At 66.5% G+C, this 19,560-nt stretch carries 19 protein-coding genes; 13 read left to right on the forward strand and 6 right to left on the reverse strand.

Annotated features, from left to right (window positions below):
• Positions 1 to 273 precede the first annotated feature (273 nt).
• Positions 274 to 2,157, forward strand: a complete 1,884-nt coding sequence (locus F1640_RS09665) for an alpha/beta hydrolase (protein ID WP_255530332.1) — start codon at positions 274 to 276, stop codon at positions 2,155 to 2,157.
• A gap of 81 nt (positions 2,158 to 2,238) precedes the next feature.
• Here F1640_RS09665 and F1640_RS25210 read toward each other — a convergent pair whose 3' ends face one another.
• On the reverse strand, positions 2,239 to 2,856 hold the full coding sequence (locus F1640_RS25210) for a hypothetical protein (RefSeq protein ID WP_255530333.1): 618 nt from the start codon (positions 2,854 to 2,856) through the stop codon (positions 2,239 to 2,241).
• On the opposite strand from F1640_RS25210, the gene F1640_RS25215 reads away from it, so the two are divergent.
• Together F1640_RS25215 and clpS are read left to right on the forward strand one after the other, a co-directional pair.
• Positions 2,855 to 3,289 (forward strand): phasin family protein, encoded by a 435-nt coding sequence (locus tag F1640_RS25215; RefSeq protein ID WP_223806668.1) that lies wholly within the window; start codon positions 2,855 to 2,857, stop codon positions 3,287 to 3,289. The two genes, F1640_RS25210 and F1640_RS25215, sit on opposite strands and share 2 nt — an antisense overlap.
• 271 nt (positions 3,290 to 3,560) lie before the next feature.
• Entirely contained in the window at positions 3,561 to 3,929 is a 369-nt protein-coding gene (clpS, locus tag F1640_RS09675) for an ATP-dependent Clp protease adapter ClpS (RefSeq protein WP_233497430.1), read from the forward strand.
• Positions 3,930 to 3,948: 19 nt separating this feature from the next.
• Here the strand turns inward: clpS and F1640_RS09680 are convergent, their stop codons facing one another.
• On the reverse strand, positions 3,949 to 4,410 hold the full coding sequence (locus tag F1640_RS09680; protein WP_125954201.1) for a hypothetical protein: 462 nt from the start codon (positions 4,408 to 4,410) through the stop codon (positions 3,949 to 3,951).
• Positions 4,411 to 4,650: 240 nt separating this feature from the next.
• Between F1640_RS09680 and lptF the strand changes: the two genes are divergently transcribed.
• Positions 4,651 to 5,892, forward strand: coding sequence for an LPS export ABC transporter permease LptF (gene lptF / locus F1640_RS09685; protein ID WP_124809873.1), 1,242 nt, complete (start codon positions 4,651 to 4,653; stop codon positions 5,890 to 5,892).
• Positions 5,882 to 6,982, forward strand: a complete 1,101-nt coding sequence (gene lptG / locus F1640_RS09690; RefSeq protein ID WP_125954202.1) for an LPS export ABC transporter permease LptG — start codon at positions 5,882 to 5,884, stop codon at positions 6,980 to 6,982. Before lptF ends, lptG begins: the two co-directional genes overlap by 11 nt.
• Positions 6,983 to 7,026: 44 nt before the next feature.
• Here the strand turns inward: lptG and F1640_RS09695 are convergent, their stop codons facing one another.
• Positions 7,027 to 8,118, reverse strand: a complete 1,092-nt coding sequence (locus tag F1640_RS09695) for a fatty acid desaturase (protein ID WP_194918941.1) — start codon at positions 8,116 to 8,118, stop codon at positions 7,027 to 7,029.
• Positions 8,119 to 8,265: 147 nt separating this feature from the next.
• On the opposite strand from F1640_RS09695, the gene F1640_RS09700 reads away from it, so the two are divergent.
• Both F1640_RS09700 and F1640_RS09705 read left to right on the forward strand, forming a co-directional pair.
• The gene (locus tag F1640_RS09700; RefSeq protein WP_124809870.1) at positions 8,266 to 9,423 is read left to right on the forward strand and encodes an N-acetyltransferase; all 1,158 of its coding nucleotides are present in this window, start codon (positions 8,266 to 8,268) and stop codon (positions 9,421 to 9,423) included.
• A 342-nt stretch (positions 9,424 to 9,765) separates the two neighbouring features.
• Entirely contained in the window at positions 9,766 to 10,566 is an 801-nt protein-coding gene (locus F1640_RS09705; protein WP_194918943.1) for a response regulator, read from the forward strand.
• A gap of 81 nt (positions 10,567 to 10,647) precedes the next feature.
• Here the strand turns inward: F1640_RS09705 and F1640_RS09710 are convergent, their stop codons facing one another.
• Positions 10,648 to 12,285, reverse strand: coding sequence for a CHASE domain-containing protein (locus F1640_RS09710; RefSeq protein ID WP_255530502.1), 1,638 nt, complete (start codon positions 12,283 to 12,285; stop codon positions 10,648 to 10,650).
• Positions 12,286 to 12,668: 383 nt separating this feature from the next.
• Here F1640_RS09710 and F1640_RS09715 point away from each other — a divergent pair, with 383 nt between their 5' ends.
• The 3 genes from F1640_RS09715 (at position 12,669) to F1640_RS09725 (ending at position 14,885) form a co-directional block, all read left to right on the forward strand.
• Entirely contained in the window at positions 12,669 to 12,827 is a 159-nt protein-coding gene (locus F1640_RS09715) for a NepR family anti-sigma factor (RefSeq protein ID WP_223806667.1), read from the forward strand.
• Positions 12,820 to 13,473, forward strand: coding sequence for a sigma-70 family RNA polymerase sigma factor (locus F1640_RS09720; RefSeq protein WP_124809867.1), 654 nt, complete (start codon positions 12,820 to 12,822; stop codon positions 13,471 to 13,473). The genes F1640_RS09715 and F1640_RS09720 overlap by 8 nt, the downstream gene beginning before the upstream one ends.
• A gap of 137 nt (positions 13,474 to 13,610) precedes the next feature.
• Positions 13,611 to 14,885: an AI-2E family transporter gene (locus F1640_RS09725; RefSeq protein WP_309229235.1), complete on the forward strand. Its 1,275-nt coding sequence runs from the start codon at positions 13,611 to 13,613 to the stop codon at positions 14,883 to 14,885.
• On the opposite strand, the gene F1640_RS09730 is transcribed toward F1640_RS09725, so the two are convergent.
• The gene (locus F1640_RS09730; RefSeq protein ID WP_194918944.1) at positions 14,873 to 15,487 is read right to left on the reverse strand and encodes a superoxide dismutase; all 615 of its coding nucleotides are present in this window, start codon (positions 15,485 to 15,487) and stop codon (positions 14,873 to 14,875) included. The two genes, F1640_RS09725 and F1640_RS09730, sit on opposite strands and share 13 nt — an antisense overlap.
• Positions 15,488 to 15,624: 137 nt before the next feature.
• Entirely contained in the window at positions 15,625 to 16,929 is a 1,305-nt protein-coding gene (locus F1640_RS09735) for a dicarboxylate/amino acid:cation symporter (protein WP_194918947.1), read from the reverse strand.
• An 84-nt stretch (positions 16,930 to 17,013) separates the two neighbouring features.
• Here F1640_RS09735 and glmM point away from each other — a divergent pair, with 84 nt between their 5' ends.
• From glmM to thiD, 3 genes are all read left to right on the forward strand, one after another.
• Positions 17,014 to 18,351 (forward strand): phosphoglucosamine mutase, encoded by a 1,338-nt coding sequence (gene glmM, locus F1640_RS09740; RefSeq protein ID WP_124809863.1) that lies wholly within the window; start codon positions 17,014 to 17,016, stop codon positions 18,349 to 18,351.
• 202 nt (positions 18,352 to 18,553) lie between these two features.
• Entirely contained in the window at positions 18,554 to 18,778 is a 225-nt protein-coding gene (locus F1640_RS09745; protein ID WP_125954209.1) for a DUF1272 domain-containing protein, read from the forward strand.
• Between the two features lie 25 nt (positions 18,779 to 18,803).
• Entirely contained in the window at positions 18,804 to 19,559 is a 756-nt protein-coding gene (gene thiD, locus F1640_RS09750; protein WP_194918949.1) for a bifunctional hydroxymethylpyrimidine kinase/phosphomethylpyrimidine kinase, read from the forward strand.
• Position 19,560 lies beyond the last annotated feature (1 nt).

Consider the following 19,560-nt stretch of genomic DNA (forward strand, 5'->3'; position numbering starts at 1 on the left):
GGCGCGGCGGAATTGCCGCTTCCCGGCCCTTACGCCAATCCGGCGCGGGTGGAAACCCAAGTGCCGCCATTGCCGCAGGGTATGGCGGCGCAGGGGCGGGGGCCGAGGCGGCAAGGCTGCTGCGGATTGATCCGGAGTGGACGATCGCGGAAGGCGCGGGTGGAGCGACAGTCTTCACGGTGGCGGCGGGCGGTGTATAGATCGGTACAGGTGGCAGGGGCGAACCGGCCGGCGTGCTTGGCTGGCCTGGCGAGAAAGCGGGAAGGAATGCGAATGGTGCAGGACAAGACCACCGATGCCGCCGTGATCGAGGATCTGTTCCGCCAGCAGGGAGAGGCGGTGCAGGCGCTGTTCGCGCCGTTCCTGCCGACCGCCGGCGCCCGCGTTCCCGATCCGATGGACCTCCAGCACTGGGCGATGTCCGCCGCCAAGCTCCAGAAGATGTGGCTGGATTTCGGCGCCGAACAGGTGGGGCAAGGCGAATCGCTGCTGGCGCGTGCCGGCGGCACGGACGGCTGGCAGGCGAAGTGGAACAAGTGGCTGGCCGAGATCGCCGGTGCCCTGCCGCTGGCCAATCCCGACACGCAGGCGAAGCTGGTGGAAGACAGCATCGCGCTGTGGAACGCGATTCTGGAACAATACGGCAGCGGCTTCACGACACGGAAGGGCGAGGCGCCGGAACTGCCGCGCAAGGACCGCCGCTTTGGCGATCCACGCTGGCGCGAACAGCCGGCGTTCGCGCTGATCCACCAGACCTATCTGCTGCTGGCCGAGCGGATCAACGCGCTGGCGAACGATCTTTCCGGGGTGTCCCCCGAACGGCACGAGCAGATCCGGTTCCTGACCCGTGTCGTTACCGACGCGCTGTCGCCGGCCAATTTCCCGCTGACCAACCCGATGGTGATCGAGCGGACGCTGGAAACGCAGGGCGAGAATCTGGTCAAGGGCGTGGAGCACCTGCTGACCGACCTGCGCAAGGGCCAGTTGACCCATACCGATCCCGACGCGTTCGAACTGGGGCGCAACCTGGCGACGACGCCGGGCAAGGTCGTGCACGAAACCCCGCTGTTCCAGCTGATCCAGTACAGCCCCACCACCGAGAACGTGCTGGCGGTGCCGCTGGTGATCTTTCCGCCGTGGATCAACCGGTTCTACATCCTCGATCTCAACCCGCAGAAAAGCTTCATCCGCTGGGCGGTCGAACAGGGGCTGTCGGTGTTCATCGTCTCGTGGAAATCGGCCGATGCCGCGATGGCCGAGGTGCTGTGGGGCGATTACATCCGCGCGCAGGTGGAAGCGATCGACGTGGTGCGCACGCGGCTGAAGGTGCCGGCGGTCCACACCATCGGCTATTGCGTGGCGGGCACGACGCTGGCGGCGACGCTGGCGTTCCTGGCCCGGCGCGGCGAGGCGGACAAGGTGGCATCGGCGACGTTCTTCACCGCCCAGGTCGATTTCGAGAAGGCGGGTGACCTCAAGAACTTCATCGACGACCAGCAGCTCCAGTTGCTCGAAAGCCTGGCGACCGACGGCTTCCTCGACGGGCGCTACATGGCGGCGACGTTCAACATGCTGCGTGGGCGGGACCTGATCTGGAGCTACGTGGTCAACAACTACCTGCTGGGCGAGGAATACCCGGCGTTCGACCTGCTCCACTGGAACGGCGACACCACCAACCTGCCGTTCAAGTGGCAGAAGGCCTATCTGACCGAGCTCTATCGCGACAACCGGCTGGTCGTGCCGGATTCGCTCGTGATCGACGGCACTCCGATCGACCTGCACCGCATCGCCACGCCGCTCTATATCCAGGCGGGGCGCGAGGATCATATCGCGCCCGCGGAAAGCGTGTGGAAGCTGACCCGGCACGTTTCCGGTCCGTGGAAGTTCGTTCTCGCCGGATCGGGGCACATCGCCGGCGTGGTCAATCCGCCATCCTCGGGCAAGTACCAGTACTGGCTCAACGACAGCGCCCCGGCGACGCTCGAAGAGTTCATCGCCGGCGCGCGCGAAACCAGGGGAAGCTGGTGGCCCGACTGGATTTCCTGGATCGTCGCCCATGACGATACGCGCGTTCCCGCCAAGGGCCGGCGGGTCCCCGGCGGGCGTGGCGATAAAGTGTTCGGCGACGCGCCTGGCAGCTATGTGAAGGCCCGCTGACCGGGCGGAAAGCCCTCGCGATTGCTGTCATTCCGGATATTGTGCACTGCACAAAAATCCTTGACTTCGCGCATGCGATGCTTATTTGTGCATTGCAGCAAAGCCGTCGGCGCCACAGGCTCCGGCTTTTTTGCGCATAGCAGGAGTCGCCTCGGTCATGACCGACGAAGTGAAGGACAGCACCGTCACCACCTCTGCCGAAACGGTTTCCGTTGCGGTGGAAGCGCCCGTCGTTGTAGACGATAAGGCAACGGCCGCTCCCGAAGCGCCGGTGGCAGAGACGACCGTGGTGACCGAACCCGTTCCCACCAAGAGGAAGGCCGGTCGCCCACGCAAGGATGCGGCAAAGGCAGCGCTGGTCGCGGCGCCGAAGGCGGAAAAGCCCGCCCCGGCAGCCCCGGCACCGGTCCAGAAGGCCAAACCGGCCCCGAAGACCACCAAAGCGCCAGAGGCTTCGGTTTCGCCGAAGCCGGTAGCGGCTGCCAAGCCTGTAAAAGCCAAGCCGGTGAAGTCCCCGGCGATCAAGACGCCCGTCGCAAAGGCACCGGTCGTCAAGGCAACCAGGCCTGTCACTGTCAAGACCGCCACCGCCAAGCCCGCCGCCATCAAACCGGTTGCGGCAAAGTCCGCGCCGGTACGGACCAGCGTGAAACCCGCCGCCGCCGCCGCGCCGGCCCCCAGGAAGGAACTTTTCATCATGGCTACCACCACCGAATTCACCGACAAGCTGCAGACCACGTTCAAGGACGCCGCCGAGAAGGCCAAGGCCGCTTTCGAAAAGAGCCAGGGCGCGTTCGGCGAAGCCGGCGAGTTCGCCAAGGGCAACGTCGAAGCGCTGGTCGAATCGGGCAAGATCCTCGCTTCGGGCCTGCAGGAACTCGGCAAGGGCTACGTCAGCGAAGGCAAGGCTTCGTTCGAAACGATGTCGGCCGACATCAAGGAACTGGCGTCGGCCAAGTCGCCCACCGAGTTCTTCGAAAAGCAGAGCGCGCTGCTGCGCAAGCAGTTCGACGCGGTCGTCGCCACCAGCTCGAAGAACAGCGAAGCGTTCCTCAAGCTCGCCAACGAAGCGTTCCAGCCGATCTCGACCCGCGTTTCGCTCGCGGTCGAAAAGGTGAAGAAGGCTGCCTGATCTCGGGTTCGCGGCGTGCGCTTGCGCGCGCCGCACCGAATTATTCCGTGACGGACCGGACCGAGCGATCGGCCGGTCCGTTCGCGTTTTCGGCCGGTCGCGCCATTTACCCCCCGGCAACCTCTTTCGCGCATGAGCGGGGGGTGCCCCCCTTGTCGCCGGGGCATCGCGATGCGATATTCGGACTGCAATGGCCTTTGACCCCGTCTCGATTTCCGGAAGCCGGCCCGGCCCGGCCGCAGTCCCCTGCGGCGGCGCGCCCGCCTTTGCCATGTCGCACCACAATCTGATCGTACGTGACGGCCCCGGTGAAGACGGGGACGGCGATCACGGCACCGATGGCGACGATGTGGTGGGCATCGCCACCAAGACCCGCGCACGGCCCAAGAAGCCGAGCATGTTCAAGGTGCTGATGCTCAACGACGATTACACGCCGATGGAATTCGTGGTGATGGTGCTCAAGCGCTTCTTCCACATGGATCTGGAACAGGCGACCCGGGTCATGCTGCACGTTCACCAGAAAGGCGTGGGCGTGTGCGGCGTGTACCCCTACGAAATTGCCGAGACCAAGGTGAACCAGGTGATGGATTTCGCCCGCCAGAACCAGCACCCGCTGCAATGCACGCTGGAAAAGGCCTGACCCCTACCGGGTAATCCGCTCAGTGCCGCTTGAGCATCGCGTGCGCCAGCGCGCGAAGCAGGGCGGCCAGCCAGGCCATTGCCTGCGAGCGCGCGGCGCGGGAATCGGCGGCGGCCCCGCCCGGCAGAGTCACTTGCGCGCTATGCAGGCCATCGGCCCGACGCCCGCCGGAATAGACCGCGTCGGACGGCATGATGGCCATCGCCGCGCTTTCATAGGCCCCCGAATCCGCCAGCAGGCTGACCCACAGCATCACCGGATCCGCGCTGGCCAGCCCGGGAGCCGCTTTGCCTGGCGCCGCCTTTCCCGGGGCGAGGCCCGCGTCGGCGAGCAGGCGCAGCACCTGTTCGAACCCGATATGCTGTTCATCGGGGTGCAGTTGTTCGCACTGCCGGGCCAGAAGGTGCAGATCGTCCGGCTGCGCGCAGTTGCGCGCCAGTTGCCGCTTCCACCATACGGCGCCGGTTGCCTCCTGGCTCACAACGCTTCCATCCCCCGCGATCAAGCCCATGACCCGACTGCCGGGCCGCTGTGACAGCCGTATTTCGGTTTTGGCCGGCGTGGTTATTCCGCCGCCGCTTCGCTCTGACAACCGTCTTGTTACCTTTTTCCCAAAGCGTAACACCGCGATTGCCACTTTCGCGCGCACGGTTTCCCCGCTAGTCGGGGCGATGCGGGAAGCTGGACCCGCCGGATTTGCACGACGAAGATCGCCCCAGACGTGAAATTTCTCACCGCCACAGACCGTTACATTGCCCGGCTCGTGATCGTGCCGATGCTGTCGGTGTTCGCGATCGCGGCGTCGCTGCTTGTGCTCGACAAGATGCTGAAGCTGTTCGATTTCGTGGCGACGGAAGGTGGTCCGGTCAGCGTCGTGTTCAAGATGCTGGCCAACCTCCTGCCCGAATACGCCAGCCTGGCGATTCCGCTGGGCCTGATGCTGGGCATCCTGTTCGCCTTCCGCAAGCTGGCGACCAGTTCCGAGCTCGACGTGATGCGCGCGGTGGGGCTGTCCTACACGCGGCTGCTGCGCGTGCCCTATATCTTCGCGATCGTGCTGGCGGGGGTGAACCTGCTGATCGTTGGCTATCTTCAGCCGCTTTCGCGCTATTACTACGAACAGCTCCAGTTCGAGCTGCGCTCGGGCGCGCTGGGCGCCTCGATCAAGGTCGGGGAATTCAACTCGCTGCAGGACAAGACCGCGCTGCGCGTGGACGCGAGCCGTGACGAGGGTCGCGACCTGCGCGGCATCTTCGCCCGGATCGTGACCGAAAAAGGGCAGACGCTGGTCGTTTCGGCGCGCGAGGGGCGGTTCTTCGCCAACCGCGAGAACCCGGACACGGTGATCCTGCGCCTGACCGACGGCCAGATCGTGCAAGAAGGTCAGGGCATCAATTCGCCGCGCGTGCTCTCGTTCGCCAGCCATGACCTGCCGATCGACCTGCCCAAGATCGAGCAGTTCCGCCAGCGCGGCAACGAGGACCGGGAGTACTTCCTGCCCGAACTGCTCAAGATCGGCTGGAACGACAAGTATTCCGAGCAGATGCGCAACGAGAGCCGGGCGAGCCTGAATTACCGCCTGGTGGAAGTGGTGATGATGGTCCTGCTGCCGCTGCTGGCGGTGGCGCTGGCGGTGCCGCCCAAGCGATCGACCTCGTCGCTCGGCGTGTTCCTGTCGATCGTCATGGTCGTGGCCTATCACAAGGTGAACCAGTACGGGCAGGACGTGGCCAGCCTGGGCCGTATCGATCCGACGCTGGCGCTGTGGGGGCCGTTCCTGCTGTTTGCCGCGCTGATCGTGTGGATGTACTGGCGGCTGGCCTATGTGCCGGGCGGCCAGCCGATCGGCGCGCTGGAGCGCGGCTTCGCCAAGCTGGCCGGCGCGGTGGGCAAGCTGTTCGCGCAGCGCCACGAACGCGCCACGCCGGCGGCAAGCGACGCGGAGACGACCGGTGCAGTTTGAGTTCTTCCCGTCGCGGACTATGACGTTCTACATCGCCAAGATGTTCGCGGTGCGGATCGTGGCGGTGCTGCTGATGCTGGTCCTGGTCCTGCAGATGCTGGACCTGCTCAGCGAAAGCGGATCGATCCTGGCCGCGCCCGGCAACGGCCAGGCCCAGTTGCTGACCTACGTCAGTCTGCGCTTTCCGCAACTGGTCAGCCGCTTCCTGCCCTATTCGGTGCTGCTCGCCACGATCATCACGCTGATGACGCTGAACCAGAACAGCGAGGTCATCGCGATGAAGGCGTCCGGCCTTTCCGCCCATCAGGTGCTGGCGCCGCTGTTTCTGGTGGCGGCGGTGACATCGCTGGTGACCTTTGCGTTCAACGAACGGGTCGTGGCGCGCTCCACCGCCACGCTGAAGGCGTGGGAAGCGGCGGACTACGGCCCGATCCCCGTCGATAGCGGGGTCAAGACCAACGTGTGGTTGCAGGACGGGCAGAACATCCTGTTCGCGCGCTCGGTGACCGGGGAAGGCGCCGCGATCCGCATGAGCGACGTGAGCTGGTATCGCCGCGATCCGACCGGCATGGTGACCGAGATCGTGGCCGCGCCTTCGGCGAGTTATGCCAGGCCGGGTTGGCGGTTCGACCGGCCGACAGCCTTCGACGTGCAGAGCGCGCGGCAGACCGACCTTCCCGGGCCGCAAGTCTATGCCCAGAGCGTCGAGCCGGTGCAGGTGGTGATCAAGAACGTCGATGCCGATGGCGAATCGGTCACGCACCTGTCGCGTTCGATCGAGGCGATCCGCGCCGCCGGATTCCGCACGGGCGAGATCGACGGCAAGTGGTGGCACAAGTTCAGCGGGCCGCTTTCAGCCCTGCTGATGCCGTTGCTGGGCGCCACGGCGGCGTTCGGCCTGGCCCGTTCGGGCCACCTGTTCATCCGCGCGATCGGGGGCATGGCGCTGGGCTTCGCCTATTTCGTGGTGGACAATGCCGCGCTCGCCATGGGCAACTTCGGCGGATACCCGCCGCTGCTGGCAGCCTGGGCGCCGTTCTTCCTGTTCCTGCTGATCGGCGAAACCGTGCTGGTGCGAACCGAAGAGTAGCGCCGGGGAAGCGGGCGCGAACGGTTCGCGCCCTTCCCGACGTATCAGCGCGCGCCCATGGTGCTGCGCGCCAATCGGCCGACCAGCGGCAGCAGCCCTGGATAGTTGGCCTGTTCGTAGGTCGATTCCCCGCCCAGCTGCGCGCGCAGCCGCCGGTGCGCTTCGCCCAGCGAATGATAGGGCATGCTTGGCAGCAGGTGGTGCAGCGCGTGATAGCGCAGGCCCACCGGCGCCCACAGCGGCGCGAGCAGCGCCGGCGGCGGCACGTTGACCGAATCGAGGTATTGCCCCGTCACGGTCATGGCATCGCCCTCGTTCTCCCACAGGTGGGCGACGAGCGTGCGGATCTGGTTGAGCACCGCCGTGGCGGAAATCACCGCCAGGCCGATCGCCAGCGGCCGCCAGCCGTGCGTGGCCGACCAACCGAGCAGGAAGATGGCCCAGGCGGACGCGCCCAGTTCCTGCCAGAACACCATCCGCGCGAAATCGCCTTCGGGCGGGCGGCGGCGGAACGCGGGGTTGATCGCCAGCGCCGAGGCGCGTTCCCACACCAGCGTCCGCAACGGCGGGATGACCACGCCCAGCGGCACCAGAATGCCCGAACGGATCAGCAGCGCCAGAGGCAGCAGGATCGCCGAGATCAGGAACACCGGCAGCGACCACGGCTTCATCAGCGCCAGCGGCAGGTATTCCGGGTCTTCCGCCGTGCCATAGCGGGTGCGGGCGTGGTGCAGGGTGTGGACGCCTTCGTACATGAAGGACGGCGTCAGCATCGGGATGCCTACCAGCAGGTTCCACACCAGCCGGAAGCCCGGCAGCGCGTTCTTGTGGATGTGCGTCAGCTCGTGGATGAACAGCAGCGCGCGGTATAGCGCCAGCGCCGCGAGCACGCCGCAGGCCAGCGCGGCCCAGGGGCTGGCCAGCAGGATCGCGCCCGCCAGCGCGGCATAGCCAAGCGTGGCTGAAGCCAGCATGTCGGGCCAGTAGATTCCGGGCTGCGCCGTCGCGATATCGCGCGTGAGGTCCACGGCGGCGCGCAGCATGTCCTTGTCGTCGGGCGTGCCGGCCAGGCTCCGGCCGCTGGCGACGCCGGACGGCGTGGTTGCCGGGGTTTCGAGAATGTCGGAAGCAATCATGTCTTTATTCCACAGTGACCCTGGCCGGCCTGGGAACCGGTTCCTGATTCGATGCCGGGCTCTCACGCTCCGTCCGGCTTGACAAGTCGCCGGGACCAACCGCAGGTCGCCGGTGAAGACCCTCTAATCCCAAACAAAGGCAAGATCGTGGCTCACGGCGAAGTAGTCATCACTCCCGTTTCCGGCAAGGCGGAGCGCGAGGCTTTCGTGGACCTTGCCTATCGGATCAACGCGGACGACCCGAACTGGGTGCCGCCGCTGCGGATGGAAGCACTGGAACTGGTCGATCCGGCGAAGAATCCGTTCTTTGGCCACGCCGATGTCCAGTTCTTCCTGGCCCGTCGCGATGGTCGCGTGGTCGGCCGCATCTCGGCGCATCTCGATCACCTGGCGCTGGCGATGGACCCGGAGCAGGGGATGGGGCCGGGTATTGGCAACTGGGGGCTGCTGGAGGCGGAGGATGGCGACGTCGCCCGCGCGCTGATCGCCACCGCGGAAGACTGGCTGCGCGGCAAGGGCATGACGCGCGTGCTGGCGCCGCTGTCGATGTCGGTGTGGGAGGAGCCGGGCCAGCTCACGCGCGGGCACGATCATCCGCCCACGGTGATGATGGGGCACCAGCCCAAGCGCTACCAGACCTATATCGAGGCGCAGGGCTATACCCCGGCCAAGACGCTCAAGACCTATGAGCTGGACATTTCGAAGGAGTTTCCGCCGCTGATCCAGCGCATCGTCCAGTCGGGCGAGAAGAATCCGAAGATCCGCATCCGCAATGTCGACAAGAGCAAGTTCGATGCCGAGGCAGCGCTGATTCTCGACATCCTCAACGATGCCTGGTCCGACAATTGGGGGTTCGTGCCCTTCACCGACCGCGAAATCGCCTACGCCGGCAAGAAGTTCAAGCCGATCGTGCGCGAGGATCTGATCATGGTCGCCGAATACGAGGGCGAACCGGTCGCGTTCATGATGACGCTGCCCGATCTCAACGAAGTGCTCCGGCCGATGAAGGGCAAGCTGTTCCCGTTCAACTGGATCAAGCTGCTGCTGTGGCTGCGCAAGCCCAAGGTGCGCACGATGCGCGTGCCGCTGATGGGCGTGCGCAAACGGCTGCAGGCCTCGCGCCTCGCCAGCCAGCTCGCCTTCATGATGATCGAGTATATCCGGCGCAATTCGGTGGCCAACTATGGCGCAAGCCGCGGCGAGATCGGCTGGATCCTGGACGACAACCAGGGAATGATCGCCATTGCCGACGCGATCGACAGCCATGTGAACAAGGAATACGAAATCTACCAGAAGGCGCTGTAAGCGCCGCCCCCCTCCCGGTTGTCCGGCCGGATGTTTTCCGGCCCCATTTTTCCGATCCGGGACCGGCTCTGACAATGGTCATCAAGGAAAAAGGCTCTCGCCGGGGGTACCGGCGAGAGCCTTCAGGGATCGTGTCACGGCCGCTTGGACGGGAGGGGGGTCTCGGCAGTGACAAATGCTAAATGCGCGACCGGACGGCCGGTTCCCGGCCATGAAAAAATATTTCCGACTGTTTTGATCCATAATAGTCCGCGCCGGGAAACCATGTTCGATGCCGGCGGGAACCAGATGCGAGGCACGCGCGTTTAGGGGCGATATCCGATCGATCGGGAAAGGATTTGCATGTCATTGGGTGCCAAGGTTGCCACCAATCTTCCTTATCTGCGCCGGTACGCGCGCGCGCTGACGGGCAGCCAGTCCACCGGCGACGCCTTCGTGCGCGCCACGCTGGAAGCGGCGCTGGCCGATGGCGAATTGCGCGCGCTGATCGGCGAAGGCCGGCCGCAGCTGTACCATGCGTTTCACCGCGTGTGGTCAAGCGGTTTCGTGGACATCGGCGAACGTGCGGGCAACGGTGTGGCGGGGTTGCATGAGGCGGCCGTGCAGGAACGCCTTGCCGCAATCACGCCGTTGAACCGCCAGGCGCTGCTCCTGACCACGCTGGAGGATTTCTCCACGCCGGAAGCCGCCATGATCATGGGTGTCGACGAAGCCGCGATCGAGGACTTCGTGCGCGAAGCGGTGGCAGAGATCGATCTGGAATCGGCGACGTCGGTCCTGATCATCGAGGATGAGCCGCTGATCTCCATGCAGCTTGAAGACCTGGTACGGTCGCTGGGGCACGACGTCTGCGGCATGGCGGCCACGCGCACGCAGGCGCGCGCGATCGTGGCGGACCACACGCCGGGCCTGGTTCTGGCCGATATCCAGCTGGCCGACGGCAGCTCGGGGCTGGACGCGGTGGACGACATCCTCGCCATCGCCGACGTGCCGGTGATCTTCATTACCGCCTATCCCGAACGTCTGCTGACGGGGGACCGGCCCGAGCCGACCTACCTGGTGACCAAGCCGTTCCAGGAAGCGACGGTGCGCGCGGCGATCAGCCAGGCGCTGTTCTTCGGATCGAGCCAACCGCTGGCCTGAGGCCGCGCAAGAGCGATGGAGGCCCGTTTCCGCAAGGAGGCGGGCCTGCCTTGTAGCGGGCGCCTGCGATGGGTCCCGGCCCTAGGCCTTGCTCTCGCGGATCGCGAAATCGCCGCGACGGCGCACCGGCACGGTCAGCGTGCAGGACACCCCCTCCGGATCGAAGCGCAGATCGACCGGATTGCGCAGTTCGTGCGCGACGATCTTCTCGATCAGATCGGTGCCGAAGCCGCGTTCGCGGCGCCCTGACACCGAAACCGCCGGGCCGCCGCGCTCCTGCCATTCGATCCGGGCCAGATTGTCCGCGACCATCGCCCAGCGCACCGACACCTGCCCATCCTCCACGCTTAGCGCACCATACTTGGCGGCATTGGTCGCCAGTTCGTGAATGGCAAGGCCGAGCGAAAGCGCGTCGTTCGGGGCAAGATCCACGTCCGGCCCGTCCAGAACAAGGTGGCGTTCCGCATCCTGCGCGTAAGGCGCCATTTCGGCCTTCACGATCGCGCGGATCGGCGTTGCGCCCCATTCGGACTGGGTGAGCAGGTCGTGCGTGGCGGACAGCGCGCGAATGCGTCCCTCAAGGCTGTCCGCGAAGCTGTCGAGGCTGGTCGCGCGCCGTTGACAAATGCGTCCCTCAAGGCTGTCCGCGAAGCTGTCGAGGCTGGTCGCGCGCCGGCGTGTCAGCGCGATGATCGACAGCACGTTGGCCAGCGTGTTCTTGACCCGGTGGTTCAGTTCGCGCGTCAGCGAGTTGCGGATCGAGGCCTGCTGCTCGAACCAGGCCAGCGCCTCGCGGTCTTCGGAAGCCTGATGCGTCAGCACGCGCGCGAGGACCAGCAGCAGGGTGGCCACCAGCAACCCGAACAGCAAGGTCATTACCGACATGCCGCTGAGCATGGCCGAAGCCGGCGCTTCCACTTCCAGCACCCAGCGCCGGCCGGCGAGATCGATCGCGCGGCGGGCGACAAGGCCCGAACGGCTGGCCAGCGGCACTTCCGCCAGCAGGTTGGCCGGGGCGACGGCCTGATCGTAAAGGCGAATGCCCGCCGGTTCCATGCTGACCGTGTCGATCGAGGCTTCCAGGAACTGGCGGGCGTTGAACGGACTATAGACGAACCCGCGCAGGTTCTGTTCGACCCGCGTTCCGCCCAGGCCATAGACCGGCATGTAGATGAGAAATCCGGGAGAACCGCCGCCAGGGCCTTCCTGTTGCAGCACGACCTTGCCCGTCGCGGTGGGGCGGCCCAGGCGTTCCGCGGTCTGCATCGCGCTGCGACGGACGGGCTCGGAATGCATGTCGAAGCCGATCGCGCGGCGGTTCCGCTCGCTGTCCGGCTGGAGATACATGATCGGCACCACGAAGCGTGCGCTTGCCGCCGGACGGGGACGGATGGCAAAGGCGGGATCACCGTTGCGGCGGATCACATCCTCCACCGTGGGGATATCCTGCCGGTTCACTTTCATGGCCCAGCCGATGCCGTCGGAACCGGCATAGGTGCCGTTGAGATGCAACTGGCCAATGAACGTCTGGAACAGCGGCGCTTCGACCACGCGTTGCGTCGCGAACAGCGCGGCGCCCGACCGCAGATAGGCGGAACTGGCATTGGCGCGCCGTTCGAGGCCGGACGCCACGGACTGCGCGATCTGGCCGAGTTGCGCGGTTTCACGCTGCCGTTCGGCGCGCTCGATCGCATAGACGCTGACGCCGGTGATCGCCATCGTCAGCACGAAAAATCCCCACCGGCACGGCCCGGGGAAACCGGGCATACCAGCGTGACTTCATGGTCCTGCGCGACAGGCGTGTCTCCACCCGCTTGTTATCCTTGCTTGCGGCTGATCACCGTCGATGATCGTGCCAGACTACCATGCCAAACGTTTATGGCCGGCGCACGGGTCCATGTCTTGCCCGATCGGGCGTTCCCGGCAATTTCGGGGGAACTTCCCGCCGCCGGTTTCGTTCCACAATCAAACGTCCCGTCATGATCGCTGGCTTGCCGGCTCCGTGGCGGGCTAATGCTCACATCGCCGCGTTGCGGATCCTTTTTTGCCATGATCCTCAAAGGGGGGGAGGCTCGCAAGAACGAATGCCGAAAGAGAAACCCATGAAGTCCCTCGATGCGCCTCATCGGCCCGGTGCGAAGTCCACGAAGCCCGAATGGGCCGAAGGATTGAAGCGTCTTTACGATTCCGTCGTGGAGGAACCGTTGCCCGACAGCTTCGCGCGCCTGCTTGACCAGCTTGATGACGACCAGCATGGCTGAGCCCGCCCGGATCCCGGAGAGCGGCCGGCGTGAACGCGTGACGAACGGAGACGACGCCCCCCGAAAGGACGCGACCTCTTCCAACGCCGCGTCGTTCAAGCGCGAACTGACCGCTGTGATCCCCCACCTTCGCGCTTTCGCGCGGGGGCTGTGCGGACGCCCCGACCTTGCCGACGATCTCGTGCAGGAAACGCTGCTCAAGGCGTGGGCCGCGCAGGACCGGTTCGAGCCGGGCACCAGCATGCGCGCCTGGACCTTCGTGATCCTGCGCAACGCCTATCTCACCGATATGCGCCGCAACCGCTTTCGCGCCGACTACGACGAAGTCGTGGCCGAGCGCATCCTCGTGGCCCCCGCCGGGCAGGAAGCGCCGCTCCACCTTTCGGACATGCACCGGGCGCTGCTGACGCTGCCCCCGGAACGGCGCGAGGCGCTGCTGCTGGTGGGCGCTGGCGGCTTCAGTTACGAAGAAGCGGCGCAGATCTGTCAGTGCGCGGTGGGAACCATCAAGAGCCGCGTCGGACGCGCCCGCGCCGCGCTGGCGCAGATGATCGAAAGCGGGCAGTTGCCGCGCCGCAGCGGAAACGACGTGGCCCATGATGCGATCATGGCGGAACTGGACGCATCGGTGCAGTCCGGCGCGTAAGCGTGACCGCGCCCGGCGGCAGCGCCGTGCGGGCAGGATAGATCGCGGGATCGACCCCATGGTCGACCATCGCGGGGCTTGAACCGGCGCGGCACCCTTGCGTAGGGTGACAGCGATCCTATCCGAAAGCGCGTGCCGTGCCGCAGCCTGAAGACCGACCCGCCACCGTTCCCGCAGCAGGCGCCGATGCGGCTGCCGATCCACAGGCGCGCCTGCAATCGGCAATCCTGCTGCTGCTGGGCGCCGGGCTGTTCCTGGCGCTGCCCTTCGTACTGTCGATCGGATCGGTGGTATTCCTGCCACCGGTAACGGCGATGATCTTCACCATCGTGCTGTCGCCGCTGGCGGATCGCCTGGTCCGGCTGGGCCTGCCCAACATGCTCGCCTCGTTTGTGGCGATCGTCACCATGATCGCGGTGATCGTCGCCGCGTTGACGCTGATCCTGCAACCGGCCTTCGTCATGGTCGATCAGGTCCCGCAACTGGTGCGGCAGATCAGCCAGCGGTCGGCGGAACTGCGCGACAACTTCGCGTGGCTGGGCGATATCAACCGGCAACTGGGGCGCATCGCCGGCCATCCCGCGCGCGAGGTCGTGCTGGCCGGGCCATCGGTGATCGAACAGGTCGCCTTCGCCACGCCCAGCGTGGTGCTGGAAACGCTGCTGACGCTGCTGATGGCCTTTTTCATGATCGAGGCGCGCATCCGCATGAAGCGGCGCCTGCTGCTTGACCGGCACAGCTTCGGCGCGTCGGTGCGGATGGCCAAGGTCATGCGTGACGTGCAGGACCGCGTGGCCTCGTACATGCTCACGGTGGCGCAGATCAACCTCGGGGTGGGGCTGATCGTGGCGGGCGGCGCCTGGGGCTATGGCCTCGCCGCGCCGATCATGTGGGGCGGCCTGGCCTTCGTGCTCAATTTCCTGCCCTATATCGGACCGCTGACGATGATGGCGCTGCTGGCGCTGGTGGGTCTGGGCACCGCCTCCACCGTGGCGCTGGGGCTGCTGCCGATGCTGCTTTACCTGGGCCTGCACGCGATCGAATCGAATCTGATCACGCCCTCGATCCTGGGCGCGCGCTTCACCGTCAATCCGGTCTCGATCCTGCTGGCGATCAGCTATTTCACGTGGATATGGGGCGTGCTCGGCGCTTTGCTGTCGGTCCCCCATCCTGCTGACCATTTCGGCGCTGCTGGAGCATCTGGGGCACCCCAACGTGGTGGGCTTCCTGTTCGGGGAACCGCTGTTCGAGCCGGGCGTCGACACGGTGGAGCCGGAGGGGCCGATGCCATCGCTGGGGCACGCGTCTTACGAAACGGAACAGGGCCAGCCCTGACGGGCCGGCCCTGCGCATGTCGTCAGCCTGTCACGTCCGGACTGTCACGTCCGGACTGGAGCGATCAGGCCGGATAGGTCCAGAGCGCGCCACGACCGAAGTTCTCGGCGGCGAATTCCCAGTTCAGGTGATTGTCGATCACGTCCTTGAGGTAGTTCGGGCGCACGTTCTTGTGGTCGAGATAGTAGGCGTGTTCCCACAGGTCGATCACCAGCAGCGGATTGCCGCTGAGCGTGGTGTAGGTGGCGGCATCATGGGTCTGTTCGACCGAGAGCTTGCCGTTCTTTTCGACCAGCCACACCCAGCCCGACGCGAAGTGCGCGGTGCCCTGCGCGGCGAGTTCCTGCTTCAGCGCGTCGAACGAGCCGAACGAACTTTCGATGGCGGCGGCGAGATCGCCGGTCGGCGCGGCCGACGACGGGGCGAGGCTGAACCAGTAGAAGCCGTGGTTCCAGGTCTGCGCCGAATTGTTGAACAGGCCCTTGTCGCCCTTGGCCTCGGCGGCGGCGACGATGTCTTCCAGTGGCTTGTCGGCCAGGTCGCCACCCTCGATCGCGGTGTTGGTGCGATCGACATAGGTGCGGTGATGCTTGCCATGGTGCGTCTGCACGGTGGTCGCGGAAATGGCCGGAGCCAGCGCGTCTTCGGCATAGGGCAGGGTAATCAGGGAAATGGCCATGGTCGCTCCAGATCGATCGTGGGGAGAAAACGGTTCGTGCAACCAACGCCCGGGAAGACGTTTGGTTGCCCGCCGCCTATGGCATTCGCGCCGATTTTCCAGCGATTTTTTCTAATCAGCGATGGTGCGTTTGCCGATTACCGTGGCTCCTCGTCTCCCCCTGTTCCCGCTGCGCGATCAATCACGGCGGTGATCGCCACGTCCATCGTCACGTTGCCCAGCGTGCGCATCAGATCGGGCAGCACTTCCACCGCCACCAGCAGCGCCAGCGGTTCGACCGGCACACCCATGGCGATGGCGATCGGGCCGACCGAGGCCACAAAGCTGATCGTGCCGGGCAGGCTGACCGAACTGAGCGAGACGAGGATCGCCATCGCCCAGCCCGAGACGATCAGGGCCGGGGCCAGCGGCACGCCATACCAGTGCGCGACATAGATCACGACGGCGAGGTTCATCGCCGGGCTGGTCGCGCGGAACAGCGCCACGGCCAGTGGCAGCACGAATTCGGCGGTGGTTTCGCGCAGGCCCAGTGTGCGGCAGGCGCCGAGCATCGCCGGCAGCGAGGCCAGCGAACTTTGCGTCGAAAGCCCCAGCGTCTGCGCGGGCAGGACGGCGCGGGCGAAGCCCATCAACGGCTTGCGCGCGATCAGCGCCGCGATCGCGTATCCGGCCAGGAACACCACCGATCCCGTGAGCACCACGATCACCACGTAGTGCGCCAGCGCGCCGATCGCCGACGTCCCGCTTTTCGCCGCGACCGACAGGCTGAGCGCGAACACGCCCAGCGGCGCCAGCGCCAGCACCCAGCCGATCACCACCAGCATGGCGGAAGCAAGCCCGGCGAAGAACGTCGCCAGCATATCGCGCTGCGGCCGCGCGATGCGGGTGCTGGCCAGCGCGAACACCGCCATGAACAGGATCATCGGCAGCATCCGGTCGTTGGCGGCGGCATCGATCACGTTGGTCGGCACGATCGAGCGCAGGAATTCGCCGATTCCCGGCACGGCGCCGGTCATGGGCGCACTGCCGGCAAGGCTGGTGCGCAGCGCCGACCCGGATCCGCCCGGGATCGGCAGCAGCGCCAGCAGCGCGGGCGTCACCACCATCGGCATCGCCGCGCTGAACGCCAGGAAGGCAAGGAACGCGCCCAGGCTGCGCCGCGCCATGGCGCCGGCCTGCGCCGTCGCCACCGTCTGCACGATGCCCGTGAACAGCAGCGCCGCCACCAGCGGTACGATCGTGGCCTTCAGCGCGCGCAGCCACAGGTCGCCCACCGGCTCCACCACGCCCAGCACTCCGGGCAGCGCCTGAGGCGCCGCGAAGGCCAGCGCCAGCCCGCCCAGCAGGCCCGCCGTCAGCGCGGCGAAAGTCCACAGGGCCGGCACTTGCGCGATCGGCGGCAAGGCGGAGGGCGATGACGGATCGTTAATCGCTTGGTTCATGCGCTGGTGACATTTAATCGTGTAGGGCAAGAGCGCAATGCGCGGCGGCCCCCGAGGGCGCGCGAACAGGGATAAAGGGTTTTCATGGGACGGAAGTTCTTTGGCACCGACGGCATCCGCGGCCGGACCAACGCCGGGGTGATGACCGCGGCAACGGCGATGAAGGTCGGTCAGGCCGCCGGCAGCTATTTCCAGCGGGGCGATCACCGCCATCGCGTGGTGATCGGCAAGGACACCCGCCTTTCGGGCTACATGATGGAAAGCGCGATGGTGGCGGGGTTCACCAGCGTGGGCATGGACGTTGTGCTGCTGGGGCCGATGCCGACCCCCGCCGTGGCCATGCTGACCCGGTCGATGCGCGCCGATCTGGGCGTGATGATCTCGGCCAGCCACAATCCGTTCGAGGACAACGGGATCAAGCTGTTCGGCCCCGATGGCTACAAGCTGTCGGACGAGGCGGAACTCGCGATCGAGGCGATGCTGGAGCAGGACCTGCCGCTGGCCGACGCCACCGAAGTCGGCCGCGCCCGCCGCATCGAGGATGCGCGCGGCCGCTATATCCACGCGGTCAAGGCTTCGCTGCCCGACAACGTGCGGCTGGACGGCCTGCGCATCGTGCTCGATTGCGCCAATGGCGCTGCCTATCACGTCACCCCTTCCGCATTGTGGGAACTGGGCGCGGAAGTGATCACGCTGGGCGTCGAGCCCAACGGCAAGAACATCAACCTCAACGTCGGTTCCACCCACCTGGAAGCGATCAAGGCCAAGGTCCGCGAAGTGCGCGCCGACATCGGCATCGCGCTGGATGGCGATGCCGATCGCCTGATCGTGGTCGACGAAAAGGCGCAGACGGTGGACGGCGACCAGATCATGGCGCTGATCGGCAGCCAGCTGGCCGCGCGCGGCGAACTGCGCGGCGGCGGCGTGGTGGCCACGGTCATGTCCAACCTCGGCCTCGAACGCTTCCTCAAGAGCAAGGGGCTGGACCTGATCCGCACCGCCGTCGGCGATCGCTATGTGCTCGAGAAGATGCGCGAGGGCGGCTACAACGTGGGCGGCGAACAATCGGGCCACATGATCCTGGCCGATCACGCCACCACCGGCGACGGCACGATCGCCGCGCTGCAGGTGCTGGCGGCGCTGGTCTCCTCGGGCAAGCCGGCCAGCGAACTGCTCCACCTGTTCGATCCCGTGCCGCAACTGCTCAAGAACGTGCGCTTCGCCGGGGGCAAGCCGCTGGAGGCCGACACGGTGAAGGCGGCGATCGCCGATGCCGAAGCGCGGCTGGCGGGCAAGGGCCGGCTGGTCATCCGCCCGTCCGGCACCGAACCGGTCATCCGCGTGATGGCCGAAGGCGACGATGCCGAAGAAGTGGAACGCGTGGTCGACGCGATCTGCGACGCCGTGCGCAAGGCGGCGTAACGCGCACGCTTGTTGACGGCGCGCTTGTCGGGGGCATGGTTTTGTGCTTCGCGGCCAGTGGGTGTTGGTAGCCGTGCGTACCACAGGCCCACCCCGCTGCGACTAACGCCACCTGCGGAGGCGCAAGTCTCGCTCCCCTCCCGCTTGCGGGAGGGGTTGGGGGTGGGCGGGGACTTAAGCGCCCTTGCGGAAGGAACTGGCCATGCTGGAAATGCGCCCCGATTGCGAACGCTGCGGAACCGACCTGCCGGCCGAGGCGCCCGGTGCGTTCATCTGCTCGTTCGAATGCACCTTCTGCGCCGAATGCGCCGAGGAACTGGATGATCGCTGCCCCAATTGCGGCGGCGAGCTGATGGACCGGCCCACGCGCGCCAAGGCGCTTCACGCCAAGCATCCGCCGTCCAGCGAGCGCAAGTTCAAGGCGTGATGGCGCGCAACCTTTGCCCGCAGCCATGATCCGCCCGCCCCGCATCCTCACCATCGCCGGGTCCGATTCGGGCGGTGGCGCCGGCATTCAGGCCGACATCAAGACGATCACGATGCTGGGCGGCTATGCCATGAGCGCGATTTGCGCGCTGACGGCGCAGGATACCACCGGCGTCCACGCCGTGCTGCCGGTCGATCCGGTGATGGTCGCCGCGCAGATCGATGCCTGCTTGAACGACATCGGCGTCGATGCGGTGAAGATCGGGATGCTCGGTTCGCCCGCGATCGCCGCCGTCGTGGCCGATCGCGTCGAACGGCTGGCCGTGCCGGTGGTGTTCGACCCGGTGATGATCGCCACCAGCGGCGCGGCGCTGGCCGATGCGGCGACCATCGCCGCGTTCGAGCGGCTGATGCGCGCGGCCACGCTGACCACGCCCAACGTGCCGGAACTCGCGGCGCTGGGCGGGGACGCGGCGATGCGCGCGCGCGGCGTCGCCTATATCGCCAAGGGCGGCGATGCCGATGGCGACGAGGTGGTGGACCGGCTGGTGATGCCCGGCCGGCCGGAGCGGGTCTGGACCGCGCCGCGCATCGTCACGCGCCACACCCACGGCACCGGCTGCACGCTATCGAGCGCGATCGCCACGCTGCTGGCGCGGGGCCTGTCGCTGGAGGATGCGGTGGACGGCGCCCGCCGCTTCGTGCGCGCCGCGCTGGAAGCCGCGCCCGGCTTCGGCGCCGGCCACGGCCCGCTGGGCCATCAGGCGGTGCGCCAAGTCTGAT

Source organism: Novosphingobium sp. NBM11 (genome assembly GCF_015390225.1).
Lineage (GTDB): Bacteria > Pseudomonadota > Alphaproteobacteria > Sphingomonadales > Sphingomonadaceae > Novosphingobium.

Excerpts from the sequence above, each read along its gene's own strand:
- F1640_RS09665 (WP_255530332.1), top strand. The coding sequence starts at position 274 with ATGGTGCAGGACAAGACCACCGATGCCGCCGTGATCGAGGATCTGTTC.
- F1640_RS25215 (WP_223806668.1), top strand. The coding sequence starts at position 2,855 with ATGGCTACCACCACCGAATTCACCGACAAGCTGCAGACCACGTTCAAG.
- F1640_RS25210 (WP_255530333.1), bottom strand. The coding sequence starts at position 2,856 with ATGATGAAAAGTTCCTTCCTGGGGGCCGGCGCGGCGGCGGCGGCGGGT.
- clpS (WP_233497430.1), top strand. The coding sequence starts at position 3,561 with ATGTCGCACCACAATCTGATCGTACGTGACGGCCCCGGTGAAGACGGG.
- F1640_RS09695 (WP_194918941.1), bottom strand. The coding sequence starts at position 8,118 with ATGATTGCTTCCGACATTCTCGAAACCCCGGCAACCACGCCGTCCGGC.
- F1640_RS09705 (WP_194918943.1), top strand. The coding sequence starts at position 9,766 with ATGTCATTGGGTGCCAAGGTTGCCACCAATCTTCCTTATCTGCGCCGG.
- F1640_RS09710 (WP_255530502.1), bottom strand. The coding sequence starts at position 12,285 with ATGGCGATCACCGGCGTCAGCGTCTATGCGATCGAGCGCGCCGAACGG.
- F1640_RS09715 (WP_223806667.1), top strand. The coding sequence starts at position 12,669 with ATGAAGTCCCTCGATGCGCCTCATCGGCCCGGTGCGAAGTCCACGAAG.
- F1640_RS09720 (WP_124809867.1), top strand. The coding sequence starts at position 12,820 with ATGGCTGAGCCCGCCCGGATCCCGGAGAGCGGCCGGCGTGAACGCGTG.
- F1640_RS09730 (WP_194918944.1), bottom strand. The coding sequence starts at position 15,487 with ATGGCCATTTCCCTGATTACCCTGCCCTATGCCGAAGACGCGCTGGCT.
- F1640_RS09735 (WP_194918947.1), bottom strand. The coding sequence starts at position 16,929 with ATGAACCAAGCGATTAACGATCCGTCATCGCCCTCCGCCTTGCCGCCG.
- glmM (WP_124809863.1), top strand. The coding sequence starts at position 17,014 with ATGGGACGGAAGTTCTTTGGCACCGACGGCATCCGCGGCCGGACCAAC.
- F1640_RS09745 (WP_125954209.1), top strand. The coding sequence starts at position 18,554 with ATGCTGGAAATGCGCCCCGATTGCGAACGCTGCGGAACCGACCTGCCG.
- thiD (WP_194918949.1), top strand. The coding sequence starts at position 18,804 with ATGATCCGCCCGCCCCGCATCCTCACCATCGCCGGGTCCGATTCGGGC.